General features: G+C 41.0%; 28 protein-coding genes and 2 riboswitches. Of the genes, 11 read left to right on the forward strand and 17 right to left on the reverse strand.

Annotated features, from left to right (window positions below):
- The 3 genes from AC0VZ9_RS13660 to AC0VZ9_RS13670 all read left to right on the forward strand — a co-directional run bounded on the left by AC0VZ9_RS13660 (position 1) and on the right by AC0VZ9_RS13670 (position 3,043).
- Positions 1 to 771, forward strand: coding sequence for a LamB/YcsF family protein (locus AC0VZ9_RS13660; protein WP_019379805.1), 771 nt, complete (start codon positions 1 to 3; stop codon positions 769 to 771).
- A 269-nt stretch (positions 772 to 1,040) separates the two neighbouring features.
- Positions 1,041 to 2,231, forward strand: a complete 1,191-nt coding sequence (locus tag AC0VZ9_RS13665) for an NRAMP family divalent metal transporter (protein WP_009334497.1) — start codon at positions 1,041 to 1,043, stop codon at positions 2,229 to 2,231.
- 20 nt (positions 2,232 to 2,251) lie between these two features.
- Positions 2,252 to 3,043, forward strand: coding sequence for a putative hydro-lyase (locus AC0VZ9_RS13670; RefSeq protein ID WP_009334496.1), 792 nt, complete (start codon positions 2,252 to 2,254; stop codon positions 3,041 to 3,043).
- 25 nt (positions 3,044 to 3,068) lie between these two features.
- Here the strand turns inward: AC0VZ9_RS13670 and AC0VZ9_RS13675 are convergent, their stop codons facing one another.
- Positions 3,069 to 4,211 carry a metallophosphoesterase gene (locus tag AC0VZ9_RS13675; protein WP_009334495.1) on the reverse strand — a complete coding sequence of 381 codons (1,143 nt, stop codon included), beginning with the start codon at positions 4,209 to 4,211 and terminating at the stop codon, positions 3,069 to 3,071.
- A 164-nt stretch (positions 4,212 to 4,375) separates the two neighbouring features.
- Here AC0VZ9_RS13675 and AC0VZ9_RS13680 point away from each other — a divergent pair, with 164 nt between their 5' ends.
- Entirely contained in the window at positions 4,376 to 4,573 is a 198-nt protein-coding gene (locus AC0VZ9_RS13680) for a hypothetical protein (RefSeq protein WP_009334494.1), read from the forward strand.
- Between the two features lie 383 nt (positions 4,574 to 4,956).
- Here AC0VZ9_RS13680 and AC0VZ9_RS13685 read toward each other — a convergent pair whose 3' ends face one another.
- Positions 4,957 to 5,802: an SDR family oxidoreductase gene (locus tag AC0VZ9_RS13685; protein WP_475397486.1), complete on the reverse strand. Its 846-nt coding sequence runs from the start codon at positions 5,800 to 5,802 to the stop codon at positions 4,957 to 4,959.
- Positions 5,803 to 5,909: 107 nt separating this feature from the next.
- Between AC0VZ9_RS13685 and AC0VZ9_RS13690 the strand changes: the two genes are divergently transcribed.
- Both AC0VZ9_RS13690 and AC0VZ9_RS13695 read left to right on the forward strand, forming a co-directional pair.
- Positions 5,910 to 6,224 (forward strand): hypothetical protein, encoded by a 315-nt coding sequence (locus AC0VZ9_RS13690; protein ID WP_475397487.1) that lies wholly within the window; start codon positions 5,910 to 5,912, stop codon positions 6,222 to 6,224.
- Positions 6,225 to 6,261: 37 nt separating this feature from the next.
- Positions 6,262 to 7,275, forward strand: a complete 1,014-nt coding sequence (locus AC0VZ9_RS13695; RefSeq protein WP_009334490.1) for an AI-2E family transporter — start codon at positions 6,262 to 6,264, stop codon at positions 7,273 to 7,275.
- 32 nt (positions 7,276 to 7,307) lie between these two features.
- Here AC0VZ9_RS13695 and AC0VZ9_RS13700 read toward each other — a convergent pair whose 3' ends face one another.
- The 12 genes from AC0VZ9_RS13700 to AC0VZ9_RS13755 all read right to left on the reverse strand — a co-directional run bounded on the left by AC0VZ9_RS13700 (position 7,308) and on the right by AC0VZ9_RS13755 (position 15,685).
- On the reverse strand, positions 7,308 to 7,718 hold the full coding sequence (locus AC0VZ9_RS13700; RefSeq protein WP_009334489.1) for an HIT family protein: 411 nt from the start codon (positions 7,716 to 7,718) through the stop codon (positions 7,308 to 7,310).
- Positions 7,719 to 8,567 (reverse strand): P-loop NTPase family protein, encoded by an 849-nt coding sequence (locus tag AC0VZ9_RS13705; RefSeq protein ID WP_019379800.1) that lies wholly within the window; start codon positions 8,565 to 8,567, stop codon positions 7,719 to 7,721.
- A 362-nt stretch (positions 8,568 to 8,929) separates the two neighbouring features.
- Positions 8,930 to 10,000, reverse strand: coding sequence for an undecaprenyldiphospho-muramoylpentapeptide beta-N-acetylglucosaminyltransferase (locus AC0VZ9_RS13710; RefSeq protein WP_475397488.1), 1,071 nt, complete (start codon positions 9,998 to 10,000; stop codon positions 8,930 to 8,932).
- A 39-nt stretch (positions 10,001 to 10,039) separates the two neighbouring features.
- The gene (locus AC0VZ9_RS13715; RefSeq protein WP_009334486.1) at positions 10,040 to 10,354 is read right to left on the reverse strand and encodes a DMT family transporter; all 315 of its coding nucleotides are present in this window, start codon (positions 10,352 to 10,354) and stop codon (positions 10,040 to 10,042) included.
- Entirely contained in the window at positions 10,351 to 10,683 is a 333-nt protein-coding gene (locus tag AC0VZ9_RS13720; RefSeq protein WP_009334485.1) for a DMT family transporter, read from the reverse strand. The genes AC0VZ9_RS13715 and AC0VZ9_RS13720 overlap by 4 nt, the downstream gene beginning before the upstream one ends.
- Before the next feature lie 73 nt (positions 10,684 to 10,756).
- A riboswitch (guanidine-I (ykkC/yxkD leader) is annotated at positions 10,757 to 10,856 on the reverse strand.
- 66 nt (positions 10,857 to 10,922) lie between these two features.
- Complete coding sequence (locus AC0VZ9_RS13725; RefSeq protein ID WP_009334484.1) at positions 10,923 to 11,201, reverse strand: hypothetical protein; 279 nt, start codon at positions 11,199 to 11,201, stop codon at positions 10,923 to 10,925.
- Between the two features lie 85 nt (positions 11,202 to 11,286).
- The gene (gene xth / locus AC0VZ9_RS13730; RefSeq protein WP_009334483.1) at positions 11,287 to 12,042 is read right to left on the reverse strand and encodes an exodeoxyribonuclease III; all 756 of its coding nucleotides are present in this window, start codon (positions 12,040 to 12,042) and stop codon (positions 11,287 to 11,289) included.
- Between the two features lie 146 nt (positions 12,043 to 12,188).
- On the reverse strand, positions 12,189 to 12,503 hold the full coding sequence (locus AC0VZ9_RS13735) for a hypothetical protein (RefSeq protein ID WP_009334482.1): 315 nt from the start codon (positions 12,501 to 12,503) through the stop codon (positions 12,189 to 12,191).
- A gap of 101 nt (positions 12,504 to 12,604) precedes the next feature.
- On the reverse strand, positions 12,605 to 13,273 hold the full coding sequence (gene thiE / locus AC0VZ9_RS13740; RefSeq protein WP_009334481.1) for a thiamine phosphate synthase: 669 nt from the start codon (positions 13,271 to 13,273) through the stop codon (positions 12,605 to 12,607).
- Positions 13,263 to 14,087, reverse strand: coding sequence for a bifunctional hydroxymethylpyrimidine kinase/phosphomethylpyrimidine kinase (gene thiD, locus AC0VZ9_RS13745; protein WP_009334480.1), 825 nt, complete (start codon positions 14,085 to 14,087; stop codon positions 13,263 to 13,265). The genes thiE and thiD overlap by 11 nt, the downstream gene beginning before the upstream one ends.
- The gene (gene thiM / locus AC0VZ9_RS13750; protein WP_009334479.1) at positions 14,050 to 14,910 is read right to left on the reverse strand and encodes a hydroxyethylthiazole kinase; all 861 of its coding nucleotides are present in this window, start codon (positions 14,908 to 14,910) and stop codon (positions 14,050 to 14,052) included. Before thiM ends, thiD begins: the two co-directional genes overlap by 38 nt.
- Before the next feature lie 13 nt (positions 14,911 to 14,923).
- Entirely contained in the window at positions 14,924 to 15,685 is a 762-nt protein-coding gene (locus tag AC0VZ9_RS13755) for a 3-oxoacyl-ACP reductase (protein WP_009334478.1), read from the reverse strand.
- A 103-nt stretch (positions 15,686 to 15,788) separates the two neighbouring features.
- Positions 15,789 to 15,899, reverse strand: a riboswitch (TPP riboswitch).
- A 116-nt stretch (positions 15,900 to 16,015) separates the two neighbouring features.
- Here AC0VZ9_RS13755 and AC0VZ9_RS13760 point away from each other — a divergent pair.
- Complete coding sequence (locus tag AC0VZ9_RS13760; protein ID WP_009334476.1) at positions 16,016 to 16,477, forward strand: OsmC family protein; 462 nt, start codon at positions 16,016 to 16,018, stop codon at positions 16,475 to 16,477.
- A 33-nt stretch (positions 16,478 to 16,510) separates the two neighbouring features.
- Here AC0VZ9_RS13760 and AC0VZ9_RS13765 read toward each other — a convergent pair whose 3' ends face one another.
- Positions 16,511 to 17,260 (reverse strand): Cof-type HAD-IIB family hydrolase, encoded by a 750-nt coding sequence (locus tag AC0VZ9_RS13765; protein WP_034297155.1) that lies wholly within the window; start codon positions 17,258 to 17,260, stop codon positions 16,511 to 16,513.
- Positions 17,261 to 17,638: 378 nt separating this feature from the next.
- Between AC0VZ9_RS13765 and AC0VZ9_RS13770 the strand changes: the two genes are divergently transcribed.
- Both AC0VZ9_RS13770 and AC0VZ9_RS13775 read left to right on the forward strand, forming a co-directional pair.
- On the forward strand, positions 17,639 to 18,205 hold the full coding sequence (locus tag AC0VZ9_RS13770; protein ID WP_009334474.1) for a sigma-70 family RNA polymerase sigma factor: 567 nt from the start codon (positions 17,639 to 17,641) through the stop codon (positions 18,203 to 18,205).
- A complete protein-coding gene (locus AC0VZ9_RS13775; protein WP_009334473.1) occupies positions 18,198 to 19,277 on the forward strand; it encodes a hypothetical protein in 1,080 nt (359 codons plus the stop codon). The genes AC0VZ9_RS13770 and AC0VZ9_RS13775 overlap by 8 nt, the downstream gene beginning before the upstream one ends.
- Positions 19,278 to 19,319: 42 nt before the next feature.
- On the opposite strand, the gene AC0VZ9_RS13780 is transcribed toward AC0VZ9_RS13775, so the two are convergent.
- Complete coding sequence (locus AC0VZ9_RS13780) at positions 19,320 to 19,610, reverse strand: hypothetical protein (RefSeq protein ID WP_009334472.1); 291 nt, start codon at positions 19,608 to 19,610, stop codon at positions 19,320 to 19,322.
- A gap of 141 nt (positions 19,611 to 19,751) precedes the next feature.
- On the opposite strand from AC0VZ9_RS13780, the gene AC0VZ9_RS13785 reads away from it, so the two are divergent.
- Positions 19,752 to 20,813, forward strand: coding sequence for an AbrB family transcriptional regulator (locus tag AC0VZ9_RS13785; RefSeq protein ID WP_009334471.1), 1,062 nt, complete (start codon positions 19,752 to 19,754; stop codon positions 20,811 to 20,813).
- Between the two features lie 43 nt (positions 20,814 to 20,856).
- On the opposite strand, the gene AC0VZ9_RS13790 is transcribed toward AC0VZ9_RS13785, so the two are convergent.
- Positions 20,857 to 21,609, reverse strand: coding sequence for a C39 family peptidase (locus AC0VZ9_RS13790; RefSeq protein WP_009334470.1), 753 nt, complete (start codon positions 21,607 to 21,609; stop codon positions 20,857 to 20,859).
- Between the two features lie 297 nt (positions 21,610 to 21,906).
- On the opposite strand from AC0VZ9_RS13790, the gene AC0VZ9_RS13795 reads away from it, so the two are divergent.
- Positions 21,907 to 22,842 carry a MerR family transcriptional regulator gene (locus AC0VZ9_RS13795; protein WP_034297034.1) on the forward strand — a complete coding sequence of 312 codons (936 nt, stop codon included), beginning with the start codon at positions 21,907 to 21,909 and terminating at the stop codon, positions 22,840 to 22,842.
- The last annotated feature ends 20 nt before the right edge of the window (positions 22,843 to 22,862 follow it).

Consider the following 22,862-nt stretch of genomic DNA (forward strand, 5'->3'; position numbering starts at 1 on the left):
ATGCACATTGTAGACATTAATTGTGATATGGGAGAAAGCTTTGGTTCATACAAGATGGGGAGCGATGAGGAAATACTTGATTATATTACTTCTGCCAATATTGCATGCGGCTTTCATGCCGGCGACCCTGCGACCATGCGAAAAACAGTTAAGATGGCACTTGAGAAGAATGTTGGCCTGGGTGTCCATCCGGGACTCCAGGATCTGCATGGATTCGGCCGGAGGGATATAAACATAACCCCTCAGGAAGCTTATGACTTAGTGGTCTATCAAATTGGTGCTTTGTATGCCTTTGTTAAATCTGAAGGCGGAAAGCTTCAGCATGTAAAACCGCACGGTGCATTATTCAACATGGCCTCAAAAAGCGCACCATTATCAGAAGCAATCGCAGAAGCGGTTTATAAAGTGGATCCTGAACTGATTCTTTTCGGGCTCTCAGGAAGCGAATTAGTAAAAGCCGGCAGGAAAATTGGACTCCGCTCTGCAAATGAGGTGTTCTCAGACCGCACGTACCAGGAGGATGGAACTCTTACTTCAAGAAGGGAACACAATGCACTTATTACAGATCATAGCGAAGCTGTAAATCAGGTAATCCGCATGGTCAAGGAAGGAAAGGTTCATTCTGTCCAGGGTACTGACGTTTCCATTGAGGCCAATACGATATGCATCCATGGTGACGGGGAAAGCGCACTTGAATTTGCCCAATATATTCCGAAGGCACTGAATGAAGCAGGAATCCAGGTAGCGAAAATCAGCGAGTTTTTGAAATAAAACCGATATTCGTGGAAGTAGTGAAAAGTTGGTGCCCCTTTAAGGAGACTTATTTATCTTGCGGGGATTCCGATGTTCTCATCGGGTTGAAATAGTGCATATGAGGTTTTAAAAAATAGCGTGCAGGCTTTTAGGGGCGATTGTCGGGAATAGTTCTGTTGAAGAAGAATACTCTAGCGCGAATGGAACTCAATCATTACAAATAGTGCTGATGCAAGGTAAAAGAAGCACGAAAGATAACCACAAATAGAATTATTGGGGGAAAATGAATGAAAAAGCAATCTAATGCCAGTCTTTTGCTGGGTGCCGCATTCCTTATGGCCACTTCTGCCATTGGACCAGGCTTTCTGACACAAACGACAGTATTTACAGAAACCCTGCTTGCGAGTTTTGGATTTGTAATTTTAATTTCTATTATTATCGATATTGGGGCACAGATGAATATCTGGCGAATCATAGCCGTTTCTGAAAAGCGCGCACAGGATATTGCCAACGATGTCCTTCCGGGACTGGGATATTTCCTTGCTGCCCTGATTGTCATGGGCGGTCTTGCTTTTAATATTGGGAATATTGCCGGTGCCGGGTTAGGTACAAATGTTATTTTCGGTATATCCCCTGAATTGGGCGCCCTTCTAAGCGGAATTTTGGCAATCGGCATCTTTCTTGTAAAAGAAGCGGGCAGATTAATGGACCGTTTCACACAGATTTTAGGATTTGTCATGATTGGATTAACTCTTTATGTAATGTTTACTGCACAGCCTCCTGTTGGTGAAGCTGTTGTCAAAACGTTCGTGCCGGATAAAATTGATATTCTGGCCATTATTACACTAGTCGGCGGAACGGTTGGCGGTTATATTACCTTCGCTGGCGGGCATCGTTTAATTGATGCTGGAGTCAAAGGAAAAGAAGCTCTGCCGGAAGTCACAAAGAGCTCTGTCAGTGCAATCGGGATTGCTTCCATTATGCGTATCTTCCTGTTCCTTGCCGCACTGGGTGTGGTTTCACAGGGCCTTGCACTCGATCCATCCAACCCTCCTGCTTCTGTCTTCCAGCTGGCAGCGGGGAATATTGGATATAAGATGTTTGGAGTAGTTATGTGGGCAGCTGCCATAACTTCTGTTGTCGGTGCAGCTTATACATCGGTCTCATTCATTCGGACATTGAGCCCTGCTGTCGAGAAATATCATAAATGGGTCATTGTCGGTTTTATCGCCATTTCTACATTTGTTTTTGTTTTGATTGGAAAACCGGTAAAAATATTGGTTTTAGTTGGTTCATTAAACGGGCTTATCCTGCCGATTGCACTAGGTGTAATGCTGATTGCTGCCTATAAAACCAAAATTGTCGGTGATTATAAACATCCCCTTTGGATGACGATTTTCGGAGTCATTATCGTGATAGCCATGTCTTACATGGGGGTTTATTCATTAATCAATGGTATCCCCGAGCTATTTAAATAAGCATGAAAGGAGATTTTCATATGATCACCCCTTCTCAATTGAATCCCGAAGAGGCGCGCAAATTAATCCGTGTAAAGGATTGGGATGATCCAACTGCAGGAATGGCTAATGGCTTTATTCAAGCTAATCTGGCTATATTGCCAAAGGAGCTGGCCTTTGAATTTCTGCTCTTCTGCCAGCGTAATCCTAAATCATGTCCAATCATTGATGTGACTGAACCAGGTTCACCAGTGCCAATGCTGTCAGCTCCAAATGCTGATATTAGAACCGACCTGCCAAAATACAGGGTATATAAAAACGGAGAGCTCGCTGAGGAACTTTCAGATATAACATCTTATTGGAATGATGATATGGTAGCATTTCTGCTCGGATGCAGTTTTACATTCGAAGACGCATTGCTCAAAAATAATATCCCTATCCGCCATATTGAGGAAAATCGGAATGTCCCGATGTATAAAACCAATATTGGCTGTGTGGGTGCAGGCCGGTTTGAAGGCCCGATGGTAGTGAGTATGCGTCCGATGACAGAAAAGGAAGCCATTAGGGCTGTACAGGTGACAAGCCGCTTCCCATCTGTCCATGGGGCCCCTGTCCATATTGGAAATCCAGAAGCAATCGGCATTAGCAATATCCAACGCCCAGATTTTGGGGACCCTGTGACCATTAAAGATGGAGAGGTACCGGTTTTCTGGGCCTGCGGGGTAACACCCCAGGCAGTTGCCATGCATGTGAAGCCGGAAATTATGATTACACATGCTCCGGGACATATGTTTATTACTGATTTGAAAAATGAGGAGTTTTCGGTTTTATAGGAAAAAGGCGTCCCATGGGCGCCTTTTACTTTTTATTTTTCAAATAATTCAGGGCATCATGATGATCTTTTTTCATAATCTGCTCAATTATTGGGTCTGCGGGTATTACTTCCCTGCTTTTTTTATTGATTGTCCGGTAAACGGGCCTGATCGACGAAAGACTGCTTTTAACTTTCCATTCGCTATCCTGGAAAACAATTTTCAAATCGATGAGACCAAGATGATTGCCCCAATATCCAGCTTGGACTGCAGCAGTTCCGTTAATGGTGCCAGTCTTTAAGTCGATTCCAGGCAGCTTTTGCAGTTCATCTTTGACAGGAAAAACAGAATGGCTGTGCCCGAATAGAATGGCATCTAATCCTTTAACCTTGCTGAGGGCATGAACTGAGTTGCCCTTTTTTTCATCCAGTCCTTTATCGGACTCTAGACCTGTATGGGCAAGAGCCACAATAATATCTGCCCCTTTGCTTTTCATAATAGGGATAAAATGCTCGGCAGTTTCCTTTATATTTTTCACTTTAAGGTTTCCGTGAAAATACTCCTTATTCCATTCCGCAACAATCGGTGTGATAAAGCCGATGACTCCAACTTTCAGCTTATGCTTCTCCCCGGCTGTATCTGTCACTTCTTTCTCTATAATGGTATAGGGATTAAAATAATTCAAATCATCCTCATCGAGCTGATTGCTGTCTTCAACATATATATTGGCATTGACATAAGGAAAGTTAGCCCCCCTGAGGCTTTCTTCCATAAAATCAATTCCGTAATTAAATTCATGATTTCCCACCGTAGCAGCATCATAAAGCAGAGTATTCATGGCTTTAAAAACAGGATGGACATTAGCCATGTCAAGCGGATGGCTTCTATAGGCATACTCATCGAGTCCGTTGCCTTCAAGAATGTCCCCATTATCAAATAGAAGGGAATTAGGAGACTCATTTCTTGCCTGTTTAATTAAGCTGGCCGTTCTTGAAAGCCCAAACTCCACTGTTTTCTTGCGGTCTTCGTAATCATAACCAATCATATTTCCATGCAAATCCGTTGTTTCCATCAGGCGCAGATGGATGGTTGGCGGTCCGGAGACTTCAGCTTCCGTCTGGTTCCAGACAATCAGCAGGGCTATGAATAATAACAGCGTGATTAAGTATTTTTTCATTCCCTTTTTCATTCCATCTCCCCCAGATGATCTAAGATAAGTTTTCTTATTTTCTCTCGATACATGAAAATTAATCAGAGATTGGGGGCTTAAGAAAAAAGAAGAAAAAAAGGAAAATTTTGAAACTTTTTATCATCCTATTCGTTATAAAAGAAAACAAAAATAGGAGGTCCTGCATGGTTAGACAAAAAAAATTCTGGGTTTGGGCATTGTTGTTCTTTATTTTAGAATCAATTTTAGCAGCGGGTATTTCGTTTTTTCTTCACTTCCCTCTGCTTGATACCATTGCCTACAGCAGCTTTATTCTTTTTGCATTAAGCCTATTTGCTTTTTCACAGGATGATGCCTGGACAAATAATGTGATTGCTGATTAAGCTAAATATGATGACTCATATGAATGAAGAAGAAAGAGCTGAATTTTTCATTCATATCAATCCGTTTCTTTCAGGGACATTTGCTTTTTTTATCGTTGGGATAATAATTACGGTGTATTTGTTTATAAGTTAATTTGTTGTTGTTTTAGTGTTTAATGATGTCCGTTGCTTTCCGCGGGGAGGCATGAGAGCCTCCTTTGCTTCGCTTGTGGGGTCTCTTACTCCCTCTCCTCCCGAAGGACTTTGAATTGTCTTCCTTGAATCATCACCGCACGAAGAAAATGCGTATGCATTTTCAAGGATCAAGTGCCCACAGCGAAGATCAACTCAGCAGATTAAATAAAATTTGGAGTAAAAAAAACAACAAACTTTGAAAAAAACTTCTATTTTTTGTAAAGAGTTTTTATTATGATTTTCTCCCAGCTTTTCCAGTTCAGTACGTTTTTCAGGCGTATTCTTGTGCGTACACCCTTTCCTACCGGGTACCTGAGTGAAGGTTCTTTTTCCCTGAGAATGCTCACTGCTTTTTTCGCTACGATTAGCGGATCTTCATAAAAGGGCTCGCCTTGTTCAAGGTAATTTTGAATTTTTGTCATATATGGATAATAAGGTGAATCTTTTTTCAAGGATGGTTCCGCTATCTTTTTCCCTGTTGTCCAGATGCCAGTCCTGAAAGATCCTGGCTCAATCAGGACAACATTTACGCCAAACGGTTTCATTTCAAGTCTAAGTGATTCACTCCACCCTTCTACAGCAAATTTTGATGCGGCATATGGCGATAAGCCTGGAAACCCGATTCTTCCGCTGATGGAACTTACATTTAAGATGGTTCCTGTTCTTTGTTTTCGCATAAATGGCAGAACCGCTTGTGTTACTGCAAACGTTCCAAAAACGTTTGTCTCAAATTGATTTCTATACTCCTCCAGCGGTATTTCTTCCGCAAATCCTGCTCCTGCATAGCCTGCATTATTGATTAAAACATCAATTGAAGGCAATTGAAGGAGCAGGTTTTTAAAAACTTCTATGGATGAGGACGAGGTGACATCCAATTCGTGAATGGATATCTGTTCATGAACTCCCTCTCGTCTAGCTTTCTCCATTAATAATTTGCTTTTATTCGTATTTCTCATTGTTGCAATAACTTGAAAATCATTCTTAGCCAGCTCAATGGCCATCAAGGTTCCAAACCCGCTGGAACAGCCTGTAACGGCAGCATATTTCCTATCCAACTATCATCATCCTTTCTTCGTAATGATTTTTTCCAATTCGACTGTAAATAGATATATAATTAAATGAAAAAGTATTATAAAATAGTAAATATATTGATAATAAGAGGATGAACAAGGTGGCACACATATTTTTCAGCATTTTCCTGCTTGTATCCGGTTTGTCTTCATCATTGCAGCAAAGCCAGGAGCCGATTGATTTAAATGTGCATTTGAAGGGAAATCCCATTGTTATTGATTCACCTGCCCTTAAAAGCCCTGCATTGAGCAGCACATTAGCAGCTGCAGTAAAATTTACGGCGAAGCTGACCTATTATAAAGAATACCGGATCCATTTTCAGGCGCTAAACTCCCATGCAATTCACAGAAGCAATGAATACATGATCCCATATATGTTCCAGAGTAACTATCTCCGCATTTCATGAAATTTTAAAGAAACTTAAAAAGTGTGGAGGAATGAAATTGGAAACGATAAAATCATTTTTAAATAATAACAGCATCAAACGATTCATTATTTTTGGAATTATTGTCCTGGCTCTTTACCTGCTGAGGAGCATGATTAATTTAATTCTGATTACATTTATATTTTCATTTTTGATGGATAGGCTTGTGAAGCTTGTCCTCTCGAGATTTAAACTGAATAGGAAACTGACGGTCATAACCCTTTATATGGGAATTATCGGCCTGCTTTCTATAGGGATTATCAAGTACCTCCCTTTAATTGTATCTGAAATATCACAGCTGTTTAAACAGGTTGAAAGCTTTTACACCCAAAAACATGACAATATCGTAATTACATATATTGTTCAAATGCTCGAAACAAATGAAATTACGAAATATCTTGAACAGGGCTTTGCGTTCCTGCTTCAATATTTTTCCGATATTAGTCATATTGCCGTACAGGTATTGCTGTCTCTAATCCTTAGCTTGTTTTTCCTGCTTGAAAAACCGAAACTGATTGAATTCACCTTGAAATTTAAGCACAGCAAAATCGCTGACTTTTATAATGAAATCGAGTATTTTGGAAGTAAATTTGTGCAAACATTCGGGAAAGTAATCGAGGCGCAGTTTGTCATTGCCACAGTCAATTGCATCCTGACAACACTTGCTCTATGGATCATGGACTTTCCACAGCTGATGGGATTGTCAATTCTGATTTTCCTGCTGGGATTAATTCCTGTAGCAGGTGTCATTATTTCGCTTGTCCCGCTCTGTACAATCGCCTATTCTCTCGGCGGATTCATCCAAGTATTTTATATAGTACTGGTCATTATGGTGATCCACGCCATTGAAGCGTATATTTTAAATCCGAAGCTTATGTCTTCCAAAACGGATTTGCCGGTCTTTTATACCTTTATTGTCCTGATTTTCTCTGAACATTTCTTCGGTGTTTGGGGATTAATCGTCGGTATACCAGTGTTTGTATTTATGCTGGATGTTCTTGAAGTCAAGAGCAATCCGCCGAAAATTCAGTAATTTAAAAACACACAGTCCCGCTGTGTGTTTTTTCATCTTTTCAGAATCCCCCTTTTATTATCGGGCTGCTTCAGCCAATGCCTGAGCCCTTTTCCTGCGTGTGGTTCATCATTATATCTGGGAATGACGTGCAGATGGCTGTGAAGAATGGATTGATTTGAAGCATCGCCCACATTCCAGCCAAGCGTATATCCATCTGGTGCATACTTTTTATCTAAATAATCCTTAGCTTTTTGCAAAAGTACATATGTATCATTCCATTCTTCCGCTGTCAGGTGAAAAGCATCGGAATGGTGCGCTTTTGGCACTATGACCCCACAGCCCTCCAATACGTCCTGTTCTTTATCGTGCTGAAGAAAATAACAAGTGCTGTTTTCAAAAATGATATTTTGAAGAGGGTCCTTGTGCGGACTGCAAAAAGGACAATGATCCTGATGCGGCATTTAATTTTTTCCTTTCTTTGCGGGGTGATTTATCAACAACTTCTCCAAAGCGGCTTTATGTGAATGCTCATCAAATGCAGAGTTATTGATTACAGCCTTTCGAATGGACAGCTTCTTCAAGATTTCCTCTTCTGCCTGCCTCCTGGCTTTAAGAACCTTTAAAGTGCCATCTTCCCCGCTTAAATGATTTTTCTTTCCATATCCTTGATCGGTATAATAATGGATAAAACCTTCAGACCAGGATTGCGGCCGTTCTTTTATCGCTTTCCTGAAAGAGTAGTCAAGGTTATCCTGACTGATATAAATTAATATCGGATTCAGCTTTTTCACGGAATTTTCCAATGCCAATACATAATTCCGAACCTTTGTAAGCGGAGCTCCATATTTAATCATACCGACTGTAACAGGATTCTGTATAAAACAGCATTCAAAAATATGTACTTTTTTGCCGCTGGCAGCTCGCGTTGAAAATCGTTCCCAATTATTGATTATAAGTTTCATATTTTGATCCAAAGGAAGCTCATAGATATCCTTTTTAGATACTTTCTCATAAAATGTGTCTGGAATGTCAGGTACAAGCTTTTTATAAGGCAATAAATAGCCATTATCTTCCGGAATGCAATTTTCGATAATTTGGTCTCTGAATGCACTATATTCTTCCAGTAATCGATGCCACTGGTCATTTTCAAAATAGGCGACGCTCTCATAATCTGCCGGATGATTCAGATCCCCTTCGCAGTACAGCTCTGACTCAATACCGTTTTGCATCAAAATTTCATGAACCAATCTTGCAGTAGTAGATTTGCCTGAACCAGGCAGACCCTCGATTAAAATTAATTTTGTATCCATCGAATCACCTTCACAATATTTAGAATTCGCATTCTATTGTAATGCATAAAAAGAAAAACAAACAGCATTATTAACTGTTTGTCGTTTGGAAGAGGTTTATTTTATTGCTGAATTTTTTTATGGGAAATTGTCTTGGATATTAATAGCTTTTTGGTGAGCCCACCAGTTTTTGTCGCCATAAACGGACTATGTCGACCTTTTTTTGTGTGGCACTAAATTTTGTTTTTTTATGAACACTTCATTGAGACCTTTTTAAGGTGAGCCACTGAATTTTCGTCTTCATGAAGGTTCTATGGACGCCCATATGTTCGTGAGCCACTGAATTTCCGTCGCCAAGATCATATAAAAGCCTGCACTTAAAATTATCTGCGGTGTTTGTTAATTTCCTTTATCAAAACCGTTAGTGCATCGCTCATTGGCGAGGCTTGCATGTTATTGATGATTTGTCCTCGTTTTTTTTCAAGTTTATCCAGGGATTCAAGAAGGCTTTCTTTTGTTAAGTTCTCCTCTTCCAATGTAAGGGAGAATCCTTTTTTTAAGAAGGATTCTGCATTTTGTATTTGGTCCCCCCTGCTTTGTTTTTTGGTTATCGGGATGATGAGCATAGGAAGCTTCAAAGCAAGGAATTCAAAAATGGCATTGGATCCTCCTCTGGTGACGACTGTATCTGTAGCAGCGAGGATATCAGCAAGCCCGTTGCTGATGTACTCAAATTGTCTGTAGCCTTTAATGTTTATTAAACTCTCATCCTTTTGACCTTTGCCGCATAGATGAACAATTTGGTATATAGAAGTCAGCTCCTGAAGGGATTCCCGGATCGTTTCATTCATTTTCTTAGCCCCCAGACTGCCGCCCATTACAGTCAAGATTGGCCTTTCATCCGTGAACCCTAGAAGCGCCCTTCCCCTCTCCTTTTCACCGGAGAAGATTTCCCTTCTGATCGGAGATCCTATAGCCGTAGTCTTTCTTGCAGGAAAATGCGACGCAGCTTCATCGAATGAAGTAAAAATCCTGTCTGCAAACCGCTGAGAAATTTTGTTTGCAAGTCCTGGAGTCAGGTCACTTTCATGAATATATATTGGTATTTTTAATGAGCTTGCCGCAATTATAACAGGGACCGATACAAATCCGCCTTTTGAAAATACAAGATTTGGCTTCAGCTTTTTAAGCAGCTTTCGTGCTTCGATAATCCCTTTTAATACACGAAAAAGATCTTTTATATTTTCTTTATCCATGTAGCGGCGGAGTTTTCCGCTGTTAATTCCGTAATAAGGTATGTTCATTTCAGAAATCAATTCTTTTTCGATTCCCTTTATTGAGCCGATATAGTGAATAGCCCATTCTCCTTGGGAAAGTTCATTTATTATGGCGATATTTGGAGTCACATGGCCGGCAGAGCCGCCCCCTGTAAAAACAATTGTATTTTTTTTCATTTCCTACCTGCCTAAACCAATTTTAATTACATTATACATCTAAGATACAAGTTTAAGTCCGATTGCAGCACTTAATACCATTGCAATAAAAAATATCCGTTTTACATCTTTGGGCTCTCCGTACAGAATCATGCCAAGAATGGCTCCTCCAGCGGCACCAATTCCAGTCCAGACCGCATAGGCTGTCCCCATCGGCAGTTCTTTCATGGCCAGCGCAAGAAATATGAAGCTGGCGCCAAAACCGCCAATCAGCAGGAAAAATGATTGCCAATTCCTTTTTTTGTGCCAGCTGTTAATCATGGTGACACCTGTCATTTCAAAAAGCCCAGCCAGAATAAGAAACACCCAGCTCATGAAGCTTCAGCTCCTTTATCTTCGTTTGTCACCAGCTTTAAGCCTAAAACACCTAATAACAAAATAAGAACAAGAATTATTTTAGATAATTTCAAAGGCTCTCCGAAAAATACAATTTCAGATAAAACTGTACCAGCAGTGCCCAAGCCCACAAAGACCGCATATACCGTTCCCACAGGCAGGACTTTGCCAGCCATTATCATCAAATAAAAACTGACTGCTATGCATAGGATGGTCCCTGCCCATGATAATGGATCATCCGCATGCTTTAACCCAATCACCCAAAACACTTCAAAAAATGCGGCTATAAATACCTTCAGCCACTGCATGAAATCAGCCCCTTTTTTACGAATATTATTCCCGGAAAAAAGAAAAAAGCCCGGAAGATATCTGATGAACAGTATCTCCCAGGCTTTTATCCTTCCGTGGCATAGCTTTTATAGCTATGAGTTTTCTCTCGGACCAGGCCAGCAGCTGCTGCGGAACCCTAGAAAACCTTTTTATTAGATTTACTGGCATTATAACAAAATAAAAGCCCCTTTTCCATAATAATGAATGGAAATAGATATCAAGACACATGATTAGCAAGGACATATTCTTTTTCCCAATTCCGGCTGTCTGATATTTCAGCTGATAAAGAATGCAATGAGCATCTCGATGCAATATGACTGATTGATGGCGGATAGGGGCTTTTTCTTATATGACCTATTATGCAGCTCAGAGCCATCTCATAGTCGAATTGCTGGCAATAATTAAAATAATAATTAACGATTTCGTTTTTGATCCGAAAAGGCGGATATATTCTTTCAATAAGAACAAAAAGCTTCAGCATCTCTGTTTTGTTCATTTACCCCATCCTTTATGATTAATGTTAATTCAATTATTGCCTTTTTTACTAAAACAATACCCCTGCAACTGGCAGGGGTTTCGCTTTATATTTCCAATTCAAGAGCTACCGGGCAATGATCGCTGCCCATAATGTCGCAGTGGATCTGTGAATCTAGTATTCTTTCTTTTAGCTTTTCGGACACAATAAAATAATCAATCCGCCAGCCGATATTCCGCTCTCTTACCTTGGCCATGTAGGACCACCAGGTATATGCTCCTTCCGCTTCGGGATATTTATAGCGGAATGCATCAACAAACCCGGATCCAAGCAGTCTGGTCATTTTTCCACGTTCTTCATCAGTAAAGCCTGAGTTGCCCCTGTTGGATTTAGCATTTTTTAAATCTATTTCGAAATGAGCCACGTTTAAGTCCCCGCACATGATCACAGGCTTAATCTGATCCAGGCCGAGTAAATACTCCCGGATCCGCTCTTCCCACTCAAGACGGTATGGAAGCCGGGCCAGGTCACGCTGTGAATTCGGAGTATAGACATTAACAAGATAAAAGCCTTCATACTCAAGCGTGAGAATCCTGCCTTCAGGTTCTGTTTCGTTATCGCCCAATCCATAGCGAACAGAGAGCGGCTCTTTTTTTGTAAATACAGCTGTACCGGAATATCCTTTTTTTATCGCATAATTCCAGTATTGGTGATAGCCTTCCAGTATGAGCTCAATCTGTCCTTCCTGCAGTTTGGATTCCTGAATGCAAAATATGTCTGCATCCACTTCTTTGAAGTAATCCATGAATCCTTTTTTCACACATGCCCTTATGCCATTCACATTCCATGAAACGAGTTTCATTGCTATTATATCTCCTTATGTTAAAAAATCTGTCTGAATACAACATTACCACGGATATTCAATACTTGCACAGTTAAAGTACTGTAACGGGAATGGCAAACAACAAAAATTACTGGCAAATGCAGCATACTTTAATTAGCGGTGCTCTATTGCCTGAATATCATGGTACCGGCATTCATTTGCACTAATTTGACCTTTTCACCCCGCTTAATACTTTCATATAATGATGCCGTCAGCTCAAAGGCTTTGCCATTATCCAGCCGAATCCAATATTCTTCATGCGTGCTGAAGTTGCTCAAGTAATTATCAACCGAGGTCTGCCGATATTTTTCCTCTATTCTACCTTCGAATTCTGCGATTTGAGTTTCCTCAGCCACAAGACCTGAAATGAAGCCATAATAGACGACCAGCATGAAAGCTGCCACTTGAACATAGAGGCCTGATTCCATCCACTTTTTCAATTGTTCATCCCTCTGTTTCTATTGTTTGTTAGTGAGCTATCCTCAATAGATTGGGATAAACCTTAGAATTTCAAACATGCATACAATAAAAAATGCCCAAATCAATGGGCATTTCTCATTATTCTATTTACTGCATCATATAACTTGGCGGCTGCTTTTTCTGGTGAATCCGCCTGGCTGATTGCAGAAATGACAGAAACACCGTCTGCTCCTGCCTCAATTAGAGGAGATGCATTTTCAGAAGTAATTCCGCCTATTCCTACAACAGGAATTTGGATGTCGGCAGATCTTAATTCTGTCAAAAAAGTAAGTCCCTGTACTGCTTTGGCATCTGCCTTTGTGGATGTCGGATAAATAGGCCCTATGCCAATGTAATCTGCGCCTTGACGGATCGCTGTTTCCGCTTCCTGCATGCTGTGCACTGAGACTCCCAGGATTTTGCTGCCAATTTTCCTGCGGACCACATCGGCTGCTTCATCGTCCTGGCCTATATGGACACCATCTGCATTTATTTTAACTGCCAATTCAATATCATCATTGACAATAAAAGGGATATTGCTCTGTTTGCAGATTGCTTGAAGCTTTTTTGCGAGCGATTCCTTTTCTTTACCATGAAGGCATCCTGCTCCTTTTTCACGGAATTGAAATAACGTAATGCCTCCCTTGATGGCTGCTTGAAGGACATCTTCAGGATTCTGGCAGCAATTTGTGCTGCCCATTATGAAGTATACTTTTAATAAGCTTCTCATTGCCTGCGGATTAACAGCCATATACTTCAGCCTCCTTCTTCCTTTTATTGAACGCCCAGTGATTGGTAGGTCCATGACCGCTGCCAATTCCTAAATCATTTTCAATTGCTGCCTGGATGAATTTTTTTGCCCGATCAACAGCCTCTGGCACGGTAAGACCGTCAGCGAGGCCAGCGGTGATGGCAGCCGAGTAAGTGCAGCCTGTTCCATGTGTGTTGGCTGTTTGTATTCTGCTGCTTTTAAATTCCGAAAACCTTTCTCCGTCAAAAAGAAGGTCTGCTGCTATGTCTTTTGCTTCATCATGGCCGCCTTTTATGATGACATTTTTCGCTCCAAGGTGATGCAGTTTTTTTGCTGCTTCTATTTTATCCTCTAGTGAACGAATTCTTATGTCCGTTAAAACCTCTGCTTCTGGAATATTCGGGGTAATCACCAGAGAGAGAGGTATAAGATGCTTTTTCATCGCTAATATCGCTTCATTCTGAAGAAGACTTGCTCCTCCCTTTGCAATCATTACTGGATCTATGACGACATTTTTCCAGCCGTATCTAACAATTTCATTGGAAACACTCTCGATTATAACTGCACTAAAAAGCATTCCTGTCTTCACAGCGTCAGGTCTGAGGTCTTCTCCTATCGACTGAATTTGAGCAGAAACTGCCTCTGCTGTCATTGGATAAACTCCTTGAACACCCTTGGTGTTTTGAGCCGTTACCGCAGTTAAAGCAGACATGCCGAAAACACCGAGTTCCTGAAATGTTTTTAAGTCAGCTTGAATGCCCGCGCCGCCGCCGCTATCAGAACCCGCTATGGTTAAAGCTTTGTTCACTTTCATTTATATTGCCTCCTAACTGGTGTTTTTCAAAAGAGCCATATGATTCAACATCTGCAGCTGAAATGTTATATAAGCTATTCAAAAACTCTATTTGGAAAGTGCCTGGTCCTTTGCCATCCGATTTTTCTGCTGCGATTTCGGCTGCAGAGCCATAAACGACCAATGAAGTTACTGCCGCTTTTACAGGATCCTTTTCAATAGCAGCGAAAGCTCCTATTATTGAAGTAAGAAGACATCCGGCACCCGTTACTTTCGTTAGAAGAGGATGGCCATTGTTAATGGCAAAAGTGGATCTTCCATCTGAAACGATATCCTGTTTTCCTGTAATAACGGTTACTGCACCAAGTTCTTTTGCTGCCGACTTAGCAAGCTCTGAAGTGTTACCTGCTGCTTCAACTGCATCTACGCCCTTTATACTCCATTTCTGTCCTGCCGCGTTGGCAATTTCTGCAGCATTCCCTCTTATGATGGTAATATCTAACTCTTCTAATATTCTTTTAGCTGTATCTGTGCGATAAGCCGTGGCCCCGACACCAACCGGGTCAAAAATGACTGGAACCCCATGCTGATTTGCTGATTTACCCGCTATGAGCATACTTTTTACTTCTTTTTCTGTCAGTGTTCCCATATTGAGAACCAATGCACCAGCTATTTTAGCCATTTCAGCTGCCTCTTCATGTGCATATGCCATTACTGGTGATGCCCCAATTGCCAGCAGGCCATTTGCAGTAAAGTTTGTTACCACCACATTTGTAATGTTATGTACAAGAGGGTTTGACACTCTTACTTTTTCCAATAGACTGCTAAACTCCTGAATGTTCATCTAAAATCCTCCTTTAATTCATAACTAATCCGCCATCTACAACCAGATTTTGTCCAGTAACTGCCCTTGCCCATGGAGAAGCGAAGAAGACTATCGCATCAGCCACTTCTTGAGGATCTGTGACTTTTCTTAATGGAGTCGAGTTTTCGATAATTTTAAAGACTTCCTTAGAGGTCGAAGCACTGGCATCTGTCGTTTTTAACAAACCTCCCGATACCATATTTGCCGTAATTCCATATTGGCCCAGCTCATTCGCCATATTTCTGGTGAAGCCTAATAAAGCAGCTTTGCTGGTCGTATAGTCATGATAGGGTACAACTGGATGCTGGAATAGATTGGTGCCGACCGAGATTACCCTGCCAAACTCCAGTTTTTTCATATCTTCAAGACCTGCCTGAACTGTGTTCAATGCTCCCAGAATTGCACCTTCCAGCTGGCTTTTGTAATCGTCCCATTTAATTGTTTCTGCATCTTTTTTCGAAATAGGGTCAAATTGAAAGTTTACCAGTGCATTATTGACTATGGTTGTAATGGGAGCTCCAAAGTGTTCCTTCGTCTCTTGAAACATGGAGTTCACTTGAACACTGTCCCGAATATCAGCACGAATGGCAATGGCTTTTTCGCCAATTTCCTTCTGCAAAGCATGGGCTTTTTCCTCGCTATGGAAATAGTTAATGACAACTTTCGCTCCTTCTCTCGCGAATGCTTTTGCGGTTTCTTTGCCCAGCCCTCTGCTGCTGCCTGTAATAATGACAATCTGATCGTTAAGATTCATAGAAAATCCCCCTTATTGATAGCCAATTCATCTGTTTTAGAGAACAAAATAAAAACCAGATCCGCAATTGGACCTGGCTGAATAATCTAAGAGAATTAGTCGTTCCCCGCAATTACTACTTTCCTACGCTGGTATGATCCAGATCAGGTCCGAAGGGTAAAAAACAGTCCGGTTTCTTTCTCAGCCCGCGCATCGGGCACCCCTAGCAGTAAAACTATTAAGTTGGCTGTTTTCATCTTAGCCTGAAACGTTAAATCTGTAAAGTCTTGCAATTCTGCCTGTTCCTCTTTAAGGTGTAAATAGAAATACATAACTTGGAGGAATTAAAGAATGGCTGAACACCAATTCCAATTAAAAGCATATTGGCCAGGACTTCGGAATGATGTTGGAGAAATTGAAACAGGCGGGCTTAAAACAAAGGTTTCCATTCCGCCAGAAATGGAAGGACCCGGAATCGGAACAAATCCGGATGAAATGCTGCTGGGGGCAGCGGCAACTTGTTATATTATTACCCTGGCAGCTATGATGGAACGAAGTAAACTCGAGAAAGAAAACCTTACGATGGAATCAACTGGTATTGTAGATGTAACTAAAGGTGTGATTACATACAAGAAAATTATTCATCGCCCTGTTATCTTGTTACAGGCGGATGCGACTGAAAAGGATCATTCACTTGCGCGCAAGCTGGCGCAAAAAGCTGAAGCATCCTGTATGATTTCCAGGGCGATTAAAGGTAATGTAGAGGTAGAATTGGAAGAAACGATTCTAACTGCCAAAAATCCTTCGAAATAACCAAAAACCGGCATGATTGCCGGTTTTTATTCTTTAAAGAGCCCACTTCCGGATTGCCTGTGCAACACCAGCTTCATCATTAGTTCCCGTAATAGCATTCGCTGTTTCTTTCACAATATCCTGCGCATTTCCCATTGCTACACCCCAGCCTGATTCCTCGATCATGGCAATATCATTTAAGCTGTCACCCATCGCCATTACATTTTCCATCGAAATGCCAAGAAGCTCTGTTACCTTCTGGATACCTTTGGCTTTATTGATTCCAAGAGCATTTACCTCAATATTAGTTAAGCTGGAATTTGTAATCTCCAGATCCCCTTTTGTTTGAAGCTCTTTATGAATGAGTTCCCTGATTTCATCATCTGATATATCAAATCCAAATTTAAGCCATTCATGGTCATGAATATTTTCAGGCATTTCATTCGTCCAAACCCGTTCGCAGCTTGTTGCCCAGAAATTAGTCTTATGTGACTGGGATAGGTTCCACATCCACTCCATTATTTTTGAATCAACTGGAGTCCTTGAGATTGATTCACCATCAGGGCCAAATATTTCACTGCCGTTGACTGTGATCAAGTAGGAGTCTAATTCCAAAGAATCGGAATGGTCGCCTGCCGTAAGCCTGGATCTTCCAGTGCTCAAAATAACTTCAATTCCTTTTTCCTTTGCCTCTCGTATGGCCTTACGGTTTTCATCAGGAATTTCCCCTCTGGAATTCAACAAGGTTCCATCCATATCAAGAGCGATTAATTTGATCTGTGGAGTAATATTTAATTGTGACATAATAATCTCCCTTCTTTCTTGCACAATATAGCCATTATATAAATAAACAATCCTTCCATCAAAAACAAAGCACTTGAGCAGAATCATTTTTTCAATATAGGGATTATTATTCCCAATCTAAATGTAAAGGCTGGAATTACTCAATAAATGAGGTGATGATGAATGCCTCCCATACTATTTTTGCTCCTACTGTTCTTAACCTATGCATTGATGTAGATTTATTTATATAGGAGCCTACTTAATGGTTTCCGCTTTTTTTGTATAAGCTTAATAAATGCCAAAAAGTTGAAGCGATTTTCTTGCATCTGTCGTCTAACTGTCAGTCAAACAAAAGGCAGCCGGAATAGGCAGCTGGCATTTTAGCAAGGAGGCAGTCATGTGAGCTCTGATGAGTATGTAAAGCGGTCAATTGCTGATCAAGTAGACCGTGCTCTCGTTCTTGAAATGATCATGGATGAGTATGGTACCGTTTTGAAAAGATTGATATACAGCTATGTGAATGATTGGAATGCGGCCAGTGATTTAACACAGGATACCTTTATTACTGTTTATGAAAAGCTGGAAAGTTTCCAGCAAAGATCCTCCTTTAAAACATGGATTTTCACAATTGCTATTAATAAAAGCAAAGACTATCTGAAAAGCTGGCATTACCGCAATATGGTCATGAATGAAAAGGTTTTTTTCCTGAAAAAGGCTAGAGAAAAAGATCCGGAAGCATCATTTCTTGAACGGGATGAACATCAAGAATTGCTGAAAACGATTGAATCCCTCACAGTAAAATACCGGGAAGTCTTCCTTCTCCATTATTACCAGGATCTCAGTCTGGCAGAAATAAGTGAGACCCTTAATATCCCTATTTCTACTGTTAAAACAAGGCTGTACAGAGGACAGGAAAAAGTGAAGAAGATACTATCTGCTTCAGAAAGAGGTGAACAGCATGGCTGAACTGAATCAGGAAGTGAAGAAAGTATTGAAGGCTGCATGGACGAAAGAATCTGTTTTCACAGAAGAGGAAAAACAGAGAGTTAGAAACCGGATCGGCACTTCTGCTGTTAGAACCAGAAAAAAAGACTATGTTCCAAAACTTCTTTCTGCAGCTGCAGCTGCCGGGTTTGTCATACTGATAGGCGGGATTGCCGGGATTCAGACAGATGTATTGAACAAGCAAAATGGACAGGAGACCGCCATTGCAGATAAAGGTTTTTATCCCGGCCTTGCAGATGGCGCTATGCTAAACAACTGGAAATTGAACAGTTTCGAGAAGGACTCATACGGGCACCTTTCTGCAGCTTTTACTGGGAAGGCAGAGGTCACAGGCACTCTGGATTTCCAGGAAGAAATTGTATACTTTCTGCCTGATCATGATTCCTTAAAAGTACTGCCGCTCATGGATGGCAAGAACATAAAAATAACTTTTAATGAGACGGATCAGGAGAAGCTAAAAAAGGTGTTCGGTGTAACCGAACCAATTACAGAAGAGAATGCTTCTTTAATTATAGGTGGATATCGCGCTGGGGAAGGCTCTGTACATCAGGCTGAAGTCTTAGAGGTGGCAACTCCAAAAGATCCTCAAGTGGAAGCTGTTCCATTTCAGCTGGCCCTAAATAATAATACGGAACTGGTCCTTCGGGAGCCATTAAACCATGTGTTTAAAGAATTTTCTTTAAGAGGAACGGATGAAATCTTAAGAGGTTTAAGCCCGGCAGAAGTATTCCAGCTCTATCTGTTTGCAGAGGAAATTGAGGATTATTATACTCAATATGCATTGTTTAACCATGATCAGGATATCGGAAAACCGTTTCCTTCCCTGAATCATTACCTTGATGCTATAAACGAGTCTTCATCTATCCCAGAAAAACAGACATTATTGCATCGAGTGAAGAACGCCCGTTTAGAAGAAGTCATTATCGATGACTCTTCAGCTTATATTTCCATATCTGAAGAGGATGGGTTTGGCTTCGGCCTAAGCAAAAACAGTGAAGGAATATGGAAAGTAAACTGGATGCCAATCCAATAAATTGGCTGAGCTTGTACCTCTGATGGTGCAGGCTCTTTACATTTACCTAAATAGGCCTCCAAAGAATACGATGATGGCTAATACGGATGAAAGAAACAGGGTGAGGATAATGGAAAATAATACATGAAAGCCCGCCTGCCAGTTTTGGACTTTCTTTAAGACAAAAACACTCACGAAGAAGACAAGGACTGTCAGGAGCAGGAGGAGCGTAAATGGACGATGGCCTATTTTATTCAGATAAATATCATACAGAGGCGAAAAACCCAGCATCAAAAATAACCCGAGACATATAAACGATAAGATGAAAACAAAATGGCTTAATTTTTCCGGCATGGTTAGTCCCCCTTCTCTAAAATGATCTTCTCTTTAATAAATTGTATGAAAACATTTGATTATATAAAACTTGTAATTCATTCATTGTTTTTATATGGTATAAATATCTTTAGGTATACTAAATAAAAAGAAGGTTGTTTTGTGAATAAGAATTTATTGATCACCTTTCTATCTGCTGTATTTGGTGCAGTATTATTTTCTTTATTGCATATTCCGGTCGCCTTTTTGCTTGGTGCATTGACTGCCGTTATGATTGGGAGCCGGCTCAGCAGGATTCCGTTTTATTGGCCAGCAGGATTTCGCGATGCCGGGATTATCATCGTCGGATACAGCATCGGCCTTTCTTTTACACAGGAAGCGGTCCTGCTTATCCTGCAGAAGCTCCCTTTTATTTTGCTCATTACCGTTTGCATGGTTCTCTTTAGCGCCATATCTGCACTTCTTATTGCGAAATTAATGGGCATCGACTATCCCACAGTTTTGATCGGCAGTATTCCCGGAGGTCTGTCCCAAATGATTCTTCTGGCAGAGGAAGTCAAAGGAATCGATATCACGGTTGTTACCTTTATGCAGGTCGCACGGCTGACCATGATTATCTTCATCGTCCCTATCCTAGTATTCGGACCTTGGCTGAATGTCTCTGTCGGTCCCGGTTTTGAAGCTGCAGAACCTTTATGGGGTGATTTATTCCCTGGTATTTTACTCTTTGTCTTCGTTTCTTTTACCGGCATTATCCTAAGCAAACGCCTGAAGCTCCCTACCCCGTACCTTCTTGGTCCGATTATGGGAACAGCGGCCCTTGTCATTTCCGGTATAAACGGACCCGAACTCCCGCCACCTGTTTTGGATTTATCACAGCTATTAATCGGGGCTCACATCGGCATGATGATGAAGCCTGAAAAGCTGGCAAATAAATTTAAAACCATTTCACTGGCTGCCTTAAGCGGCCTGCTTCTCATTACGGGTTCGGTGCTGCTTAGTTTTATGATTATGCACTTTTTTCACCTTTCCCCTGCCACCAGCTTTTTGAGTCTTGCACCCGGAGGCATGGACCAAATGGCCATAATCGCCCATGAAACCGGCGCAGACTTAGCCATAGTAACAGGCTATCAACTATTTCGGCTGTTTTTTATATTCTTTGTAGTACCTCCATTTTTAAAATGGATCTTTGTAAAGTTTAAGAAATTAGCATCCTCAAGCTAAAAAGAAGGGACTGCAAGCGGCAGCCCCTTCTTTTGCTATTATTCTAGTTAATGACAATGGCCTGTGAACCCATCAGCTCCCAGGCTTCAATAAACTGCTGTTTGGGCACCTTTTTATTTTTTGTGCCATACGGGTCGTTAATATAGATATAGTCCTCGTCATATCCGGTAATTGCAACACTATGCATCTGGAATGTCACATCAACTGGTCCGCCCGGTGTATTCCAGGTTTCGAAGGATGCTGCGGGTGATAGGCTTGCAGTTGTTATAATCCAGACCGGCGAACCTTCTGCAATTTTTTCAAGGAGCACTTGAAAGGGCTTGCCAGTCAGATTCTCTGCACGTTCAGGAAAATACTTTTTCGCGAGTTCGAAAATTGGCCCCTGATAAACGCCTAATCCTGGTCCATCCTCCATGTTGCCGACAAAGCCTTCATTTGGATTCCCGTATTCACCTCCGCTATATCTAAGCGGCACCCGGTTAATTTCCTGTGCTAATTTATTTTTAGATACTTGAATGCCTTCATAATTTATAATCATTGCTAAACTAGTAATCTCACATCCATTATACAGACGGGGACTATCCATTTGATTGTACAATGGCACATCCAGGAGAACGGATTTCTTTTGAATTTCCTGCTTCACAATCGGTACATGGTTTGCCTCCGCATGCGGAATTGCACTATAGTGTATTTCATTTTTTTTTGAAGGTTCACTGCTCCCCATCTTTATGCTTCCAAAGGTCAGCGTCAATCCAACCCCTGCAGCAACAGACAAAGCAATAATTCTATTAGCCACTTTACCTACTCCCTTTAAATACTTGCAGTTTTTCAATATTCTAGTTTGCTAAACACAGCTTTCATTGTGACATACACGTCCGTATATGACAAATAACTTGCTGGCTGTCAAATTCTTCATGTTTTTTGTCAGAATGGCTCCTTTTTGCTTTTTTCTGATGAATATCGTCTTCTTTTGATAGCTTTTGTCAAGCGGCAGGAAAACACGGGATATCATGCTGAATAGTTAGTTAGAAGTTGTTTCGGAACTGGCATCCGAAAGTTTCAGAATCTATTTTATATGAAAGGGCTGAGTAAAATGGATACGCAATATATGAAAGCTTATACAATCAAAGAGGTTTCGAAAATGCTGAATGTGCCTCCTGGAACATTAAGGCAATGGGAAAAGGATTTAAACGGACTTCTGCTAATTCCCCGTTCAAAACAGGGAGCCCGCTTTTATACAGACCATGAAATCGCATTGCTTGAAAAGGTAAAGCAGATGCGCGATAAAAATTTAAGCAAGGATATGATCCGCGAATTAATGCAAAAACATATGGACTTTGCTTCTGAAACTGGTATTGAAGCAAATGAAACATCCTTGGCGGCAGTCAATCAGGAAACAGCATTACATACAGAGCAACAGGCTGTCATGAACGCCGAACAGTTCATGGCATTGATGGATGGTTTCAGGGACAGTTTAATTGCAGATGTCAGAAATGAAATTCGCAGCGGTGTTCGAAAGGAAGTTTTAGACGAAGTGAAGAAAGAAATTAGCAAAGGATCATTGCATACTGTTAAAAGCCTGTCGGATTCGATCTATAAATCAGGAGAAAAAACCAAAGCGGAAATTGAATCACTTGGCGCAAGGATTGAGCAGTCTTCTGAGAATACTTCCGAAGCGTTCGGAACCCTTTCAAAAAGGGTGGCGAAAAGTACGAAGCGTACTTCTGATCAAATTCACCATTTGACAAACAAGCTGGCAGAATCCTCGGAAGCGTCTTCTGAAGAGTTCAAAACCATGATTCATTACATTTCATCTTCAGCTGAGGTGACCAGCACCGAAATCAGCTCGCTGATAGAAACGTTAAACACAGACAGAGAAATTTATATCGATACCATTAATAAAGAACGTGAACAATACTGGCATGAAGTAAAGCAGCGGGAAGAGATTTTTCAGGATATGATCGTCTCCTTCCGAAGCGCGGCTGCAGCACAGGAACCCGAGAAAAAATGGTGGGAGTTCTGGAAATAGATTATGTAATTATTTTTAAG

The sequence above is a fragment of the Cytobacillus sp. QJM3NY_8 genome (genome assembly GCF_056173585.1).

Coding starts and splice junctions, on each gene's coding strand:
- AC0VZ9_RS13720 (WP_009334485.1), bottom strand. CDS start 10,683: ATGCAGTGGCTGAAGGTATTTATAGCCGCATTTTTTGAAGTGTTTTGG.
- AC0VZ9_RS13710 (WP_475397488.1), bottom strand. CDS start 10,000: ATGAAAAAAAATACAATTGTTTTTACAGGGGGCGGCTCTGCCGGCCAT.
- AC0VZ9_RS13780 (WP_009334472.1), bottom strand. CDS start 19,610: ATGCCGGAAAAATTAAGCCATTTTGTTTTCATCTTATCGTTTATATGT.
- AC0VZ9_RS13725 (WP_009334484.1), bottom strand. CDS start 11,201: ATGAACAAAACAGAGATGCTGAAGCTTTTTGTTCTTATTGAAAGAATA.
- AC0VZ9_RS13700 (WP_009334489.1), bottom strand. CDS start 7,718: ATGCCGCATCAGGATCATTGTCCTTTTTGCAGTCCGCACAAGGACCCT.
- AC0VZ9_RS13760 (WP_009334476.1), top strand. CDS start 16,016: ATGGCTGAACACCAATTCCAATTAAAAGCATATTGGCCAGGACTTCGG.
- AC0VZ9_RS13775 (WP_009334473.1), top strand. CDS start 18,198: ATGGCTGAACTGAATCAGGAAGTGAAGAAAGTATTGAAGGCTGCATGG.
- AC0VZ9_RS13670 (WP_009334496.1), top strand. CDS start 2,252: ATGATCACCCCTTCTCAATTGAATCCCGAAGAGGCGCGCAAATTAATC.
- AC0VZ9_RS13680 (WP_009334494.1), top strand. CDS start 4,376: ATGGTTAGACAAAAAAAATTCTGGGTTTGGGCATTGTTGTTCTTTATT.
- AC0VZ9_RS13755 (WP_009334478.1), bottom strand. CDS start 15,685: ATGAATCTTAACGATCAGATTGTCATTATTACAGGCAGCAGCAGAGGG.
- thiE (WP_009334481.1), bottom strand. CDS start 13,273: ATGGCTGTTAATCCGCAGGCAATGAGAAGCTTATTAAAAGTATACTTC.
- AC0VZ9_RS13765 (WP_034297155.1), bottom strand. CDS start 17,260: ATGTCACAATTAAATATTACTCCACAGATCAAATTAATCGCTCTTGAT.
- AC0VZ9_RS13795 (WP_034297034.1), top strand. CDS start 21,907: ATGGATACGCAATATATGAAAGCTTATACAATCAAAGAGGTTTCGAAA.
- thiD (WP_009334480.1), bottom strand. CDS start 14,087: ATGAAAGTGAACAAAGCTTTAACCATAGCGGGTTCTGATAGCGGCGGC.
- thiM (WP_009334479.1), bottom strand. CDS start 14,910: ATGAACATTCAGGAGTTTAGCAGTCTATTGGAAAAAGTAAGAGTGTCA.
- AC0VZ9_RS13705 (WP_019379800.1), bottom strand. CDS start 8,567: ATGGATACAAAATTAATTTTAATCGAGGGTCTGCCTGGTTCAGGCAAA.
- xth (WP_009334483.1), bottom strand. CDS start 12,042: ATGAAACTCGTTTCATGGAATGTGAATGGCATAAGGGCATGTGTGAAA.
- AC0VZ9_RS13665 (WP_009334497.1), top strand. CDS start 1,041: ATGAAAAAGCAATCTAATGCCAGTCTTTTGCTGGGTGCCGCATTCCTT.
- AC0VZ9_RS13675 (WP_009334495.1), bottom strand. CDS start 4,211: ATGAAAAAGGGAATGAAAAAATACTTAATCACGCTGTTATTATTCATA.
- AC0VZ9_RS13715 (WP_009334486.1), bottom strand. CDS start 10,354: ATGAGCTGGGTGTTTCTTATTCTGGCTGGGCTTTTTGAAATGACAGGT.
- AC0VZ9_RS13660 (WP_019379805.1), top strand. CDS start 1: ATGCACATTGTAGACATTAATTGTGATATGGGAGAAAGCTTTGGTTCA.
- AC0VZ9_RS13690 (WP_475397487.1), top strand. CDS start 5,910: ATGAACAAGGTGGCACACATATTTTTCAGCATTTTCCTGCTTGTATCC.